The sequence below is a fragment of the Paenibacillus sp. ClWae2A genome (assembly GCF_032452295.1).
GTDB lineage: Bacteria > Bacillota > Bacilli > Paenibacillales > Paenibacillaceae > Paenibacillus.
Genome location: NZ_JAULSQ010000001.1, coordinates 260,644 through 275,068, shown reverse-complemented (window position 1 = coordinate 275,068; position 14,425 = coordinate 260,644). Strand labels below are relative to the sequence as shown.

14 protein-coding genes are annotated in these 14,425 nt (G+C 43.6%); 2 read left to right on the top strand and 12 right to left on the bottom strand.

The window, feature by feature from the left end; all coding sequences use genetic code 11:
* Nucleotides 1-23 precede the first annotated feature (23 nt).
* The 7 genes from QVE09_RS01060 to QVE09_RS01030 form a co-directional block, all read right to left on the bottom strand.
* Nucleotides 24-1,478, bottom strand: coding sequence for an alpha/beta hydrolase family protein (locus QVE09_RS01060; RefSeq protein ID WP_315935274.1), 1,455 nt, complete (start codon nucleotides 1,476-1,478; stop codon nucleotides 24-26).
* Nucleotides 1,479-1,611: 133 nt separating this feature from the next.
* Nucleotides 1,612-2,595, bottom strand: a complete 984-nt coding sequence (locus QVE09_RS01055) for an alpha/beta hydrolase (protein ID WP_315935273.1) — start codon at nucleotides 2,593-2,595, stop codon at nucleotides 1,612-1,614.
* Between the two features lie 125 nt (nucleotides 2,596-2,720).
* Entirely contained in the window at nucleotides 2,721-3,707 is a 987-nt protein-coding gene (locus QVE09_RS01050) for an alpha/beta hydrolase (RefSeq protein WP_315935272.1), read from the bottom strand.
* A gap of 215 nt (nucleotides 3,708-3,922) precedes the next feature.
* Nucleotides 3,923-5,293 carry a sensor histidine kinase gene (locus QVE09_RS01045; protein ID WP_315935271.1) on the bottom strand — a complete coding sequence of 457 codons (1,371 nt, stop codon included), beginning with the start codon at nucleotides 5,291-5,293 and terminating at the stop codon, nucleotides 3,923-3,925.
* The gene (locus QVE09_RS01040) at nucleotides 5,290-5,964 is read right to left on the bottom strand and encodes a response regulator transcription factor (RefSeq protein WP_315935270.1); all 675 of its coding nucleotides are present in this window, start codon (nucleotides 5,962-5,964) and stop codon (nucleotides 5,290-5,292) included. The genes QVE09_RS01045 and QVE09_RS01040 overlap by 4 nt, the downstream gene beginning before the upstream one ends.
* A 43-nt stretch (nucleotides 5,965-6,007) precedes the next feature.
* Nucleotides 6,008-6,541, bottom strand: coding sequence for a GNAT family N-acetyltransferase (locus QVE09_RS01035; protein ID WP_315935269.1), 534 nt, complete (start codon nucleotides 6,539-6,541; stop codon nucleotides 6,008-6,010).
* A gap of 96 nt (nucleotides 6,542-6,637) precedes the next feature.
* On the bottom strand, nucleotides 6,638-7,243 hold the full coding sequence (locus QVE09_RS01030; RefSeq protein ID WP_315935268.1) for a TetR/AcrR family transcriptional regulator: 606 nt from the start codon (nucleotides 7,241-7,243) through the stop codon (nucleotides 6,638-6,640).
* A gap of 281 nt (nucleotides 7,244-7,524) precedes the next feature.
* On the opposite strand from QVE09_RS01030, the gene QVE09_RS01025 reads away from it, so the two are divergent.
* Nucleotides 7,525-8,964 carry a DHA2 family efflux MFS transporter permease subunit gene (locus QVE09_RS01025; protein ID WP_315936070.1) on the top strand — a complete coding sequence of 480 codons (1,440 nt, stop codon included), beginning with the start codon at nucleotides 7,525-7,527 and terminating at the stop codon, nucleotides 8,962-8,964.
* Nucleotides 8,965-9,065: 101 nt separating this feature from the next.
* Here the strand turns inward: QVE09_RS01025 and QVE09_RS01020 are convergent, their stop codons facing one another.
* The 3 genes from QVE09_RS01020 to QVE09_RS01010 form a co-directional block, all read right to left on the bottom strand.
* Nucleotides 9,066-10,298 carry a cytochrome P450 gene (locus QVE09_RS01020; protein WP_315935267.1) on the bottom strand — a complete coding sequence of 411 codons (1,233 nt, stop codon included), beginning with the start codon at nucleotides 10,296-10,298 and terminating at the stop codon, nucleotides 9,066-9,068.
* Between the two features lie 215 nt (nucleotides 10,299-10,513).
* A complete protein-coding gene (locus tag QVE09_RS01015) occupies nucleotides 10,514-10,801 on the bottom strand; it encodes a hypothetical protein (protein ID WP_315935266.1) in 288 nt (95 codons plus the stop codon).
* Complete coding sequence (locus tag QVE09_RS01010; RefSeq protein WP_315935265.1) at nucleotides 10,798-11,940, bottom strand: NAD(P)/FAD-dependent oxidoreductase; 1,143 nt, start codon at nucleotides 11,938-11,940, stop codon at nucleotides 10,798-10,800. Before QVE09_RS01010 ends, QVE09_RS01015 begins: the two co-directional genes overlap by 4 nt.
* A 306-nt stretch (nucleotides 11,941-12,246) precedes the next feature.
* Here QVE09_RS01010 and QVE09_RS01005 point away from each other — a divergent pair, with 306 nt between their 5' ends.
* On the top strand, nucleotides 12,247-13,062 hold the full coding sequence (locus tag QVE09_RS01005) for an AraC family transcriptional regulator (RefSeq protein ID WP_315935264.1): 816 nt from the start codon (nucleotides 12,247-12,249) through the stop codon (nucleotides 13,060-13,062).
* Here QVE09_RS01005 and QVE09_RS01000 read toward each other — a convergent pair.
* The gene (locus tag QVE09_RS01000) at nucleotides 13,059-13,700 is read right to left on the bottom strand and encodes an HAD family hydrolase (RefSeq protein ID WP_315935263.1); all 642 of its coding nucleotides are present in this window, start codon (nucleotides 13,698-13,700) and stop codon (nucleotides 13,059-13,061) included. The genes QVE09_RS01005 and QVE09_RS01000 overlap by 4 nt on opposite strands.
* Before the next feature lie 39 nt (nucleotides 13,701-13,739).
* Nucleotides 13,740-14,333 carry a DUF1349 domain-containing protein gene (locus QVE09_RS00995; RefSeq protein WP_315935262.1) on the bottom strand — a complete coding sequence of 198 codons (594 nt, stop codon included), beginning with the start codon at nucleotides 14,331-14,333 and terminating at the stop codon, nucleotides 13,740-13,742.
* Between the last annotated feature and the right edge of the window lie 92 nt (nucleotides 14,334-14,425).

The window sequence follows — 14,425 nt, the reverse complement described above, 5'->3', positions numbered from 1 at the left end:
TCACATCATCTCCTGAGTTTAAATTAGAGTTCTTTCGGATCTACAAATTTCACCTCTGGGTAGATGTCGCTCGGACCCTGTATCAGGTTTCCACCCGTTCCTTTCAATTGTTTGTTAAAGAAATCGAGTACATATTGATTTACGATGCTTGATCCTCTTTTACCATTGATCTCTCCTGTGATCCCGGACAGTTTAACCAGCTCCGAATAGAATTGAAGATCCGTGAAATTAAAGTGCTGGGTTCCTTCTATATAAATCACATTTCCCCCATGTTCGATAACATTTTTCATAATGTGCAGCTCATCTGAAAGAAATTTATTTATTTCGTCATCCGAATTTCTATCATTTTCAAAATTGACTAACCATTCTTTAAAACTTCCTGATCTGATGAACATAAACGGCTTGTTTATATCATCTCTATTATCTACTTCATTCAGTGACCCGTCCATATTAACCCCGGCCTTGATTCGAGGATCCAAATACGTTGCATTAAACGCCGTTGCACCCCCAAAAGAATGCCCCATCGAGCCTATGTTATTTAGATCAATTTTCCCTTTGAATTGACTTTCAATTGCACCTGAATTCAGCTTTTCGATTTCATCGATTACAAACTCCACGTCTTTTGTCCATATATCCCCAACTTCTCTGCGGTCATCTATGGTTGTCATCTTTGTTGTATAACCCGTTACACGGCCATCAGGAAAAAGGGTAGCAAACGTGCTGTACGTATGATCGATTGTCACTACGATAAACCCATGACTGGCCAGACTCTCCGCCTGTGATGCTTGTAGAACTCTACTGGTTCCCATACCATGAGATAGCAGCACCACAGGATAAGGACTTGCAGAAGGTAATATTTCTACATTTTCATAAGAGTTGGTTTGACTATACTTCAAGTAGTCGAGCAAAAATTCGGGCAGTTTTAAAGAAGCAGAGAAGCTCTTAATATACGTTTTGAACATTTCTTTATCATTTGGAAACAGCGTGTCACGCTTGTTGTTATTAATATTTTCAGTTGGGTACCATACTTGAACCATTAATTCCCTCTTATCACTTTGATCTTCAGTCAAGACTTCATCTCTGTTCTGATCTGTAAAATGAAAGGTTTGAGTACCCACTTTCTCTGGACCATCCGGCTTCGGCAAATTAAAGACAGGTAAGTATACGGACAAGAGGGTAGAAGCAACAAGCAGAATGACGATTAAGGAAGATAAACTATATTTCAACACCTTTCCTATTTTTAGATTCACCATTTTTTCGGAATGTCTGAGTAAAACAATAAGTATGAATAGGGCCGTCATAATATATACCACAAGCAACTGCCATCTGTATCCCTCAACCAATAAATGAGCTACGAGTATGACACTGCTTCCTATACCTATACCTAGGCCTGTTTTCTTTGCACTTCTTTTAATAAATAGTAGGTCTACGAGTAAAGCGAAGCAGGATAGAACTAAAAGTATCTCAAATAATCTCATTTTGAATGCCTCTCTCTTTCATCACGGACATCGTCCGAATTAGATATATTATGGAAAAGCCACCCCGCAGGACGGTTTCTCATATTCGTTCATCCACACCTGTTAAGTTAAAGAGTGTACGTCTACACCATATTTACTTCGCTTCGTTTATAAAAGCTCTAAAGTCTTCAGCAATTTTTTTGAATTGAGTATGATGTAAATAATGTGAACCATCCATTGTGATTACTTTCCCATGTACGGAATCTTTAATCTGACCTTCATGCAGCGGTATCCATCCTTCTACCCCTTCATTATTCGCTTGTACAAAGAGAAGAAGTGGAAGTTCTTTAGGGAAGCTTAAACCTTGAGCACCTTTAAAATTGGAATAAATATGATCCATCTCGTTTAATGACGTGGGATTGTACATGTTTTTGTTCGAGATCATTTTCATCTGCTCAACCGTCTGTTCATCGAACGCAAGTCCCTCATAGGGGTCTGCACCCACTTTCATCATTAATCTTAAGAGACCTGTATTTCTGAGGAAAGCGAATGTTTTTAATGGGAACTTTGCATCTGTAATACTTGGTTGGGTGGATACACTGCTATCAATACCGACAAAGGCAGTTACCTCATCCGGATATTTATTCACATAATCAATGCCGTAAATGCCCGCAATGGAGTGACCCATGAGCATGTACTGATGAATATCAAGTTGTTGCAGAGCTTCATGAACTTCACTTACGATATTTTCTGTGGTTCTTTCTTTTTCAGTTTCATCACTTAATCCGTAACCGAATGGCTCAACAGCAACCACTTTGTAGTATGGAGATAATTCATCAATAAGCAACTTGAAATCAAGCACTGGTGTTGCTGTTCCGTAACCAGGCAGAAGCACGATCGTTTCCTTGCCTTCACCTTGAATGAGCACATTCATATTTTTTCCGTCTACAGATACATGCTGACCGTAAGACTCAATCTTTTTCGCCTCAGAATTACTGCTGATTACATTTGTGATATAAACAATACCTAGAAATAGAACAATAGCGATTACGATTGCTCCTAATACTTTAAGTATAATATTTCGTGCTTTTTTGACCCTGGTCCTGTTCTTGCCTTTCTTGCCTTCTGGTTGTGTCACGCTGATCTTCTCCTGTCCTGAACTGGTAGTTGGGTATTCTTATCGGCTGCTAATGAAATCTTATCCAATGAAAATGTACTCTCCGTGACGTCAATATGAACTGAATATGAACAAACTAAATAATATTACTTTTGCGCCATAAAGCTCATGAATTTTTCAGCGATTTCTTTGGCATGGGAACGGTATAGATAATGATTTGCTTCCAGCAGCACCATTTCACCACGCGCAGAGTTCTCTATTAACTTCTCGTGTTCGGGAACCCAATTGTCCACTGCCGGATGATTCTTTTGAACAAAGAAAAGAACCGGGAGATCGACTGGGAACGTTAACTGTTCAGCTGCTTTAAAATTGGAATACATGCTTACAATCTCGTTTAACTGAGTTGAATTAAACATGTTCTTTTGTATCAAAATGTTCAATTGTTCCTTGGTTTGTTCATCATACGGTAGACCAGCATATGGATCATCACTCATTTTCAATTGCAAACGCGGGAAACCCAAGTTACGATACCATGTAATCGGTACGATTTCTGATGCTTCAACCTTCTTTTCACTAATCGCTGGAACACTGGTGTCCAGCCCAACGTATGCACTTACTTCATCAGCATATTTGTTCACATAATCCAGACTATAGATCCCCGATATGGAATGACCCATGAGAATATACCGGTCAATATGTAGACTCTGTAAAGCTTCATGGATTTCACTGACGATATTTGCCGTACTGCGTTCCCTTTCGGTCTGATCACTTAATCCATAACCAAAAGGTTCCAACGTGACGACTCTATAATATGGAGTTAACTCCGAGATAAGTGGCTTAAAATCTAGTGCAGGTGAAGCTGTTCCAAAACCCGGCAGAAGTACAATCGTTTCTTCGCCATCGCCTTGAATGAACACATTCATATTTTTCCCATCTACGGATACCTGTTGACCATACGGCTCCATTCTTTTTTGCTCCGAATAACTACTGATTTTATTAACGGTATATATGGTAGCTACAAAAAGTAAAATTGCTAAAATGATTGCGGCAAGCACTTTTAACAAAATGCTTAACACTTTTTTTGTTTTGCTTTTACTCTGTACTTCTTTCTCTGCTTGTTGATTCACATTCATCTGCTCCTATCCTCATCTGTATATTGGCCTAGCAGGCTGCTAATGCAATCCTAATCAACAAAGATGTACTCCCCATGACCATAATATGAACAGAATATGAACAAGCAAAAAAATGCCATGTGTAACATACAAGGAAGCTTGCATGTTACACATAGCATGATAATTCGGTTTAGATACTCCGATGGATATTCTATTCATTGGCCTATCCTGTGAGCCTAACTATCTGTTGGTGGGTGGATAGGCAACGTGATAATAAAGGTTGTGCCTTGACCAGGTTCACTTTCCACTCGGATGTCACCCTGATGAAGGGACACGATCTGTTTAACGATAGCAAGTCCCATACCACTCCCGTCATATTTACGACTGTGGGAACGATCTGCCTTGAAAAAACGCTCGAATATACGCTTCTGATCTTCCAAGGGAATTCCAATGCCCGTGTCGAATATGCGGACACTCACATTGTTGATATCCTCTTCGATACTGACTTTAATCATACCGCCATCCTTGGAAAACTTGATGCTATTTCCGATGATGTTCGTCCATACCTGATTTAACTGATCGTGATCAGCCGTTACCTTCACGTTCTCCAAATCAAGCTCGAAATGAATATTGCGCGCAGACCATTGTGGTTGGAGCGCCACAATAACCCGCCGGATCTGTTCATCAAGACCTAAGGTATTGAGTCGAAGTTGCTGTGACTGCGATTCAAGCAAACTTAGCTTCAGCAGGCTATCGCTCATTTTGGACATTCGCTTTGCTTCAGCAATAATAATATCCAGATAACGGTTCCGCTCTTGTTCTGAGAGGTTTACCTGCTTCAGTGCCGAAGCGTAACCGGATATCGAGGTGAGCGGAGATTGAACCTCGTGCGAAACATTAGTAACGAATTCCCTGCGCATCTGCTCCAACTGCTGCAAATCGTGCATCATTTCTTCAAAGCTGCGAGCCAACGCACCTATTTCAGTCGTTTGCTTGATGTTCAGCTTGACATTGAAATCTCCAGCTGCAATCCGTTTGGTCGCTTTGGTCAATTTCTTGATCGGTCTCACCAGGTATACAGAAGCAACCAGAATCATCAAACTTCCTGCCATCAACGAACAGGTTGCAAAGATCAAGCCAAACTGGACTACAAAAGAGGCGGAGGGCGGTGCGAGTGTTTCCAAAAACATCGCTTTTGTGCCCATTTCCGTCTTAATTGGTAGCCCCAAAAGAACGGTAGCGATCCCGTTGGGAGTGTCTTGAACAACCCCTCCATTTAAAACTTTTTTGAGTTGCTCCATCGATACAGCTGCTGATTTATGTTCATTAAGCTTCCCATAAGTCTGGAGTTTGCCCGTTGCATCATAAATTCGAATATGATATGAATCAAGCTGTTTCATACTGCTAACGAATAATTCTGCTTGATCCAAAGGCATCGCCTTATATATCTGCACTACGTCCTGGCCAAAGTTACGTATGTTAATTTGGGCATTTTCGTTCAATTTATCTTCGAATATCCAGGTTGACATAAAAAAAGAAATAACTGTACCCGCGATGACTGAGATCAGAAAGGTGAGCACCACACGAATGTATAATGATCTGATCATTCATGGACCTCAAGTCGGTACCCTAGCCCACGCACCGTTTCAATTCGAAAATCAGGTGTAGTCGCGAATCGTTCGCGCAGGCGCTTAATATGTACGTCTATCGTTCGATCATCTCCGGCGTAATCAATACCCCATATCTGATCGATCAACTGCTCACGTGTATAGACTTGTCCCGGTGTTCCAGCAAGCTTATACAGCAATTCGAACTCCTTAAGTGGTAACGTAAGCGACTCTGTACCTCTCATCACCTTATACGTCTGTCGGTCCAGGATGACGTTGCCAAACTGGATTGTGTGTGTGGAGCCAATTTTGTATCGTTTCAGCAATGCTCGGACACGAGCGGTAAGTTCTAATGGATCAAACGGTTTGGTCAAATAATCATCCGTGCCCAGTTCGAATCCTTTCACCTTCTCCCAAGTCTCTCCTCTCGCGGTCAACATGAGTAACGGGAGGTCGGGATCGGCTCTTCGGAGTTCTTTGCACAGTGCCCAGCCATCCATAACAGGCATCATGATATCAAGCACAACCAGATCCACTGGAGTTTCGCCATACACATTGAGAGCTTCCTTACCATCCGCAGCTTCCACAGTGGTGAATCCATCGTTTTTGAGAAATAGACAAACAAGTTCGCGAATGTTCGCATCGTCGTCTGCAACGAGTATAGTAGCCATAGGTTTCTCCTTTTCCTGTTTACGATCTAGTAAAAAATCCTGTTTATAGTATATCCACAGCAAACATCGTATGTTCTTTCAATGTTCCCTGGATTGGGACAGGCTGTGACCCATTCTCCTTGAATCCTGCTTTTTGAAGGACACGGATTGAGCCTGTATTATCGGGCACAGCGCCAGCTTCGATTCGAGTAATTTCAGTTTCGTGTTTGGCAAATTCCAGTACACATTGCAGGGCTTCGCTCATATACCCTTTTCCTTGATGCAGGGTATCCGTCACATAACCAACGATCCATTTTGGGGTAGAATCCAGTATGATCTCGAACAAAGAAATTTCACCGACGAGTTCATCCGTAGTATGTAGAAAAATACCAAAAGAATAGCGATTTCCTTCTGCTCTCTTCTTGTTCCAGCTCTCAATGAGTGACCTTTGCCCTTCCAAACTATAGAAAGACTCCTCCCGATCACTTGCTGATATGTTCTCAATTTCCGCACGATTTCGAACCTGTTGATCCAGAAGCAATGGGGCATCATCCACATTCCAATATCTCACATAGATACGTTCTGCACTATATTTCATTACATTATTCCTCCTCTACTTACGTTAGGTGAAATGGACTGCAATTTCCCTGTCATATCCCCCCGTTTGCCGTCAGATCAGTGGATTGTAGTTTGATTATATCAGGTCATTATAAGAGTACGAGCGAATCAACGAGAATTGTTTCGCCAGAAAATGCGGGGAATAAGGCATATCGTTGCGCAACCAGGAGACAATGGTACCAATCAGGGCGGAAGAACCGTACCAGATTGCAATCTCCTTGTGAATACCGGATTCTTCGAGTTCATCTTCCATCTCTACCCGATCAATTTTGGCTTTGACCAGCGTACTCAACAATTTGAGCAGTCGTTCGGTAAAAATCGGTGTGCGCTTGGTAGCAAGTACCACTTGATAGAACGAGGCGTTCTCTGCAAAATGCTCCAGTAACTTGACCAAAACAGGCCAAGCCTCTTCCGTCCTATGCTTCTCAAAATGAGGAGCATATTCATCCACAATCCGTTCAATATGCTCGATCATCTCGTCGGCCATCTTCTCCATCATATCCGTAATATCTCGATAGTGCAGGTAGAAGGTTACCCGATTAATCGTTGCTCGTTCGGCAATTTTGTTGACTGACAACTTCTCAATATCCATTTCCTGCAGCAATTCAACAAATGCATCTCGAATTAACTGACGTGTTCGCAATATTCTTGGGTCCACGGCTGATTTCTTCTCGTCTTTCACGTGTATCCCTCCTTCAAATTTTGAACATTACAATTTTAAACGATCAGTCGTTTATTTTTGATTTACACAACAAATTCATTTATTTTGTAAAATAAACGACGAAAACACGCCATAACGTAAATTGTAATCTATCCGAATATGTATATAATTCAATAAATACAATGTAAACTATACAACACGTTGTAAATTTAGTCACGCGTGGATTGAAAGGATGAAAAGGATTGAGTCAGGTTAGAGTACAAGAAGAATTATCCGTAAAGAAAGGCCCCATCCTGTTTATCATGATTTTGGGAGCCTTCCTTGCAACGTTGAATCAAACGATCATGAGTGTCGCTACACCGGAACTGATGGGTGATTTTAACATCTCCGCCGCAACAGCACAATGGTTAACGACAGGTTATATGCTGGTGAACGGGGTACTTATCCCCATTACGGCTTACTTCATGCAACGCTTTTCAACCAAGCAATTATTCCAAGCTTCAATGTTTATTTTCCTGATTGGTACCATCGTATCCGCGCTTGCAACCAACTTCGGCACATTGCTGACAGGACGCATGATTCAGGCGGCGGGCGCCGGCATTATCATGCCGCTCTTGATGAACGTTATTTTGACCTTGTTTGCTCCTGAAAAACGTGGATCTGCGATGGGTATGGTTGGCTTTGCCATCATTTTCGCCCCTGCAATCGGGCCTACCCTTGCCGGTTATATTCTGGAGAATTACTCTTGGCAAACGATGTTCTACGGCATGATTCCATTAACCCTTATTGTCATTGCCTTTGCGTTTGTATACCTGAAAAATGTATCCGAACGGGTTAGTACAAAGTTCGACACGATCAGTGTGGTAATGTCAACTATCGGATTTGGTGCATTGCTCTATGGTTTCAGCAGAGCAGGAAGTCTGGGATGGTCAAGTGCAGAAGTTCTTATCTGCATTGCGGCTGGAATTGTTGCTCTTGCGCTGTTCACATGGCGCCAGCTCGTATCTGAAACTCCCCTGCTTGATCTGCGGGCTTTCAAGTACAACATGTTCTCCCTGACCACGGTTATTAGTATCGCAATTACAATGATCATGTATGCTGACATGATGTTGCTTCCCTTGTATCTCCAGAACGCACGTGGTTACACTGCACTGGAGTCCGGATTATTACTCCTTCCGGGTGCGCTTGTCATGGGCTTCCTGATGCCTGTAGCCGGAAAATTGTTTGACCGATTTGGAGCAAAATGGCTAGCTGTTATCGGGATGGTGATCACCATAGTGACGACAATTGGTTTCATCGACTTAACGGATTCAACCAGTTATGGATACCTGGTATTAATGTCAACCGGCCGCCGAATTGGTATGGCTTTGCTCATGATGCCGATACAGACTGCGGGGCTTAACCAACTGCCACCAAGACTTGGTGCACACGGTACAGCTATCTCCAACACCGTCAGACAAGTGGCTGGCGCTGTAGGTACTTCATTGCTCGTGAGTGTCATGACCTCCCGTACAACGGCACACGTACAGGATATGATGGCGACTGGTGCAGCCAATGGCCTCAGTCAACAACAGCTTGCCACAGAATCCATGATCCAGGGTATCAATGATGCTTATGTTGTTATCATCGGTATCGCTGTCGTGGGATTGGTTCTTTCCTTCTTTATTAAACGTACCAAACAAGCGAAAGAGGAAGAAATCAAACAGGTTGTAAGACAAAAAGTTTCTATGAATTCAAATTAAGTTGTCCAGCCTCATAATTGTTTGCATCACAAAGCGGCAGATCAAGACGTTTACGTCTGATCTGCCGCTTTTTAGGTTGTATCCTGTATGAACCTTTCCCTCTACCCAACGATATTCACTGGCAGATGGGTCAACGACTGTCCCGGAGCTGAAGTGGCCAGATTATTCTCCAGATCAAAAGAATCCACTGGTTCGATCCGAGCAATCTTCTCCACAAATGCAGTCAAGGCAATGCTTAGTTCCATTCTTGCCAGCGGGGCACCCAGACAAAAGTGTGGGCCATTACCAAAGGTAAGATGTTTTTTGTTATTCCGACGATGAATGTTTAGCTCAAACGGGTCTTCAAACATCTGCTCATCCATATTGGCTGCACTCATCCAAGAGATGACGACATCTCCTTTTTTCAAATCCACTCCGAGCAGTTGGTTATCCTGCTTCACTGTCCGATGCCGTTTGGCATTATGGAACCGATAACGAAGCATTTCTTCCACTGCGAGCGGAACCCATTCAGGATTCTGTCTTAGTTGATCATACAGACTCGGGTCATCGTAGAGGAAGGAATAGAACGTATTGGAAACCATATGACTCGTTGTCTCTATCCCGGCTCCAAGCAGAAGCATGGTCGTGCGAACAACCTCATCCTCCGTGAACTTCTCCCCCTCAACATCAACGTTCAACAGATCCGTAATGATATCCTGACCAGGATGGGACCGTTTATGAAGCACAATAGGGTACAGGAATTGATAGTACTCTTGCGCTGCAGTTTGCTTTTTCAGTTCACTCTCCTCAGCCGTCTTTGGATTGATGGGTTGAAACAGAATATCTACCCAGTTCTTGAAGCGATGGCTGTCTGTAAGAGGGATGCCGAGCAGATCGGCCATAACCATCGAAGGCAGAGGAGCGGCCAACGCTTGAACAATATCAATGGTCGTATTTGGCTCAATATCTGCTACCAGTTGCTGTGCAATGTTGCGAATTCGTGGCTCCCAGTTGTTCAGACTACGCGGTGTAAAAGCAGCAGATAACAACGAACGACTTTTTTGATGACGGGGAGGATCGATACTTGATATGTTTAATTTGTCTGGAGGTGTGCCTTCATTATTCTTCGCTCCAACAGCAATGGTCGTCCGGGTTCCTTCGGCGGAAAAATATTCATGATTACTCAGAACCTGTTTCACATCATCGTATCTGAACACATTCCAGGTGTCTGTATCTTCGTGATAGTACACAGGATGCTCGGACAGCATTTTTCGAAACCAGTGAAGTGGGAAAAACTCTTCAGATCTGGACTGAAACCCCGTAATGTCCTCAACGCGTATCACTTCTTTATACATTTGGAATCCACCTCTCAGCATAGTTTCGTGATTGGTTACATGGGTACCTGAATTGACAGTTCAGCACCCGATTCCATTTTATACCACTCGTTCATTTATTGATATGAACCATTTGAACTAAATCAGAAAAACCCCTTATTATAAGGGGTTTTCGTTTTATACGTATCGTATATTATTTCTGTCGGTGTTTCACAGAGATAAGCAATACGAACCGATCAATCACCTAGTTTCCCCATTGCTTCCTGTAGCTGTTCGAGTTGTTCAGACAGGGTTCTAATCTGAGTCTTAGTATCGTTTACCTTCTCCATTAAGGCTTTCTCTTCAGAACCGTCTTCCGATGCATTCCTGATTGGTGATGACTTGAGATGAGCCAGTTCGCGTTCCCATGTTTCTTGTTTTTCCAAAGCTATGCGTAGTTCTTCTTTCGTCGTACCGATTTGATACTCCAGATATATGATATCGGACGAGTTCGCTCCATCGGATAAACGTTGTGAATAGGTCATGACTCACCTCTTTCAATTTCATCCATTGCTTTGCCAACAGTATAGGGCTCAATATCGATATCAAGCTCCATGCCAAGAGCTAGTTTCGCCAGTTGACTCCCGATAAAAGGACCCATGGTCAACCCAGAGGCTCCAAGTCCATTCGCGGTAATCAGACCTTGCCAGCCTGGGACAGCCCCCATTACTGGTAGAAAGCCCGGTGTAAACGGACGGAACCCAACTCGTACTTCCTGGAATGTGCTATTTGTTAGCCCCGGCGCCAGTTCCAGACCTTTATTCAAAACTTCCTGCATGCCCCCTGCGGTTACTCTTGTATCATAACCTTCCACATCATTTTCATGAGTGGCACCAATCACAATCTTCTGTTGATCAAAGGCCAAGAGATATTGGTCAGACGGCGGCATGATCACAGGCCAGTTGCCCGTATCCTCCCCATCCGTGACATGTAGATGCATAATTTGTGCCTTCTGATAATGCACTTTAAAGTGTATGCCGAGTGGCTTCAGCAGTTCGTTGGCCCATGCACCTGCACAGACAATGACTTCATCTGCCAGGAGACTCTGATCATTAACACTCACACCAATGACCCGATCCGCTTGGGATTGAAGCGTGGCGTCTCCATGGATCACTTCCGCTCCATTTCGCTGTGCAGACCTGATCAATGCATCGCGCAGCGCTCTTCCATCTATACGTGCAGCACCGCTGATATGTACCGATTGATAACGTTCCTCCAGCAGTGGAAAACGTTCATGGGTTTCTTTTGCATCCAGAGGTGTAATGTCGCCAATCTCCGGTGCATCTGCTTTGCGAAGATGGGCCCGCTGTTCCATCTTGCTGATTTTATCCTCATCCGTATGAATGCTAAGCGCACCCACTTGAGCATATCCGGTTTCCGTTTCTCCTTCGCCTTCAAGCTCCGCTATGATGCCAGGATAGAACCGCGCACCAGCCTTGGCGAGCTGATACCAGTCCTGATTACGTCGCTGTGACAGCCATGGACAGATGATACCCGCAGCTGCATCCGTTGCCTGTCCTATATCTTTTCGGTCTATGATGATTACCTCTGCGCCCCGTTTGGCTAATTGATAGGCTGTTGACGCCCCCAGGATACCCGATCCAACTACGATGACTTTCTTCATGTTTGCATCCCTTTCCTTAATCACTCATCCGTTATAGCGTATACTGTTTCGCATTCTGTTGGCAAGGCAGGCGTACTTATAGGTCCATAAATAGAGACTAATTAGACCACAGTTCATACCGCAGTTCATACTCATTCATCCAATAAAGAATTGTTGAAGCATTTATATGAAAACGTTTCATTATCGCTTGCCATTCAATTAAAATAATTCCATTTATGTAATATAATTCTTTTTAGGTTTCTTTTAACTCTGTAACTACGCCACTTACGCACATGATCCTTTAACGAAAAGAGGAATAACACGACGATGCCGAAACCTAGCATGGGGAATCCGCCGGATACCGATATGCCGCTCATGATTACAGGGCAAAACCAGTTGACCGTTGATGAATTGATGAATTGGAGCGACCATTCACGGGATTACAGCATTGTACAGTGCATCGGAGGAACAGGGCGAATCGCAGCAAAGAATCATGAATTTTCGATCAAAAAAGGGACCGCTCTCATTTTGTTCCCGGAGGTAACCTACCGTTACCACAATCTGAGTGATTCATTACGATTTGATTGTCTGTCTTTCAATGGCTATTTATTGCCACGGTTCTTGCATACCTTGCAGATCGGGGAGCTGCGCGCCTTCAAGCCGGATGGAATGCTTCATATCCTGTTGCGTGAAATTACGTTGGCGCTGCAGTCCCGGCACAAGGATCAGATCTGGCACGTATCCGCATTACTGTACATGCTTTTGGTCAGATTAACCATTGAAGGTGAACGCTATAGTGCTTATGAACGTTCTGATGCCCGATTAAGATTGGATGAACTCATTACGTTTATCAAACAAAATTATCATCAGGATATCTCTCTCCCCATGTTGGCTGAGCAGATGGACGTTACCGAGCAGCACCTCAATCGGATATTCAAAAAAGAATTTCAAATGACTCCATTGGAGTATCTGATGCGATATCGGTTGTTGAAAGCCAAGGAAATGCTCATCGAAAATGACGCAACTACCGCTCATGAAATAGCCAAAGCCGTTGGTTTCAACAGTGCCAGTTACTTTGGATCGGTATTCAAAAAATACGAAGGGATCTCCCCTATCGAGCTACGCAAGCAATATCTGGATTAAAGCGCCTCCATATCAATCTCGGCCAGCGAGGATAACCGAAGTTCATGCATGGCGAATTCCAGACCACGTGTTACCTCGTTAGGCACGATGATACAACGAATACCTGCGGCATTGGCTGCCTTCAAGCCATTAGGTGAGTCTTCGAACACAATCGCTTCGGAAGCCTCGATCCCAAGACTCTGGAGAGCAAGAAGGTACAATTCAGGGTCCGGTTTCACTCGCTTCACATCCTCAGATGTATGAACGACTGTGAAATAATCAAAAATGCCTAATTTCTGCAAGTAACCATGCACCCAGTCCCGTGTGGAGCTGGAAGCAACTGCAAGCTGAATCCCCTTCTCCCTCGCAGACTGAAGCAATTCATACACCCCTGGAAGAATAGCAGCCTGTCCCAAATAAACTTCGTATTTCTGTTCAGAGAGAAGTTTGATATGATCATGATCTATCTTTTGTTGGAGCGCCTGCTCCAGATACAGAAATGGATGAAATTCCTCAAAGGATGTCCCCACATTTTTCGACCATAGCTCCAGACCAAGTTCAACTCCGTGCTCTTCATAAATATCGCGAAACGCATAGTACCAAGGTGTCTCTGTATCGACAATGAGTCCATCAAAATCAAATATGAATGCTTTTACCATGAACCTGTTCTCCCTCCAATGAACGGCCGGGGGAGCGGATTAGAAGCGTGCGGTCAAGTCCGGATGAGTAACGTTCACGGATAAAAAGTGACACGTACAGCCCGTTCCAGTCGGCGATTGTGCAACTAATCCAGCTCGAAGTTCCCCTTGTATCGGCATGCCGAAATAACGAATTAGTTTCCACTCATCCCCATCGGGTGAATAAAAGAATGATATGCAGCCCTCTACTTTGCGTATACGCAGATAGGGATTAGATACGGAGACTTCAACCGAATTACAATCATCGGATGAACCATCACGTGTCACCACCGACACGATGGTAGGTACTTTTCCATCATACTCAAAACAAATTTTGCACCAGTTAAGATCATCCGCCATCACCATCAGACATCCGGAATCATATTGATTTTTCATATCAACGGTTAATTGGGTTGTGATTTCAAAATCGCCAGGCACAGGCATGGACAAGAAAGGAGCAGTTGCACGAATGTGCTTCCCCGCTGGATCCTGGAAAAAGTCGGTGTCCGCCTTCGCTTCCACCAGCACACCTCCCTGATCCGTATAGGACCAGCTTTCGGGCTCGTTCATCCAGCTCCATTGCTTCCGTGCTTCTGTTGTCATTACGTTAGTCATTTGTTAGCAGCCTCCCAAGTTAAGTTGTTTTCTAGTTATATTCAGTTTTTTTCTGTACTACATATTCGCTCCATATACAGAAAACCCCTTCT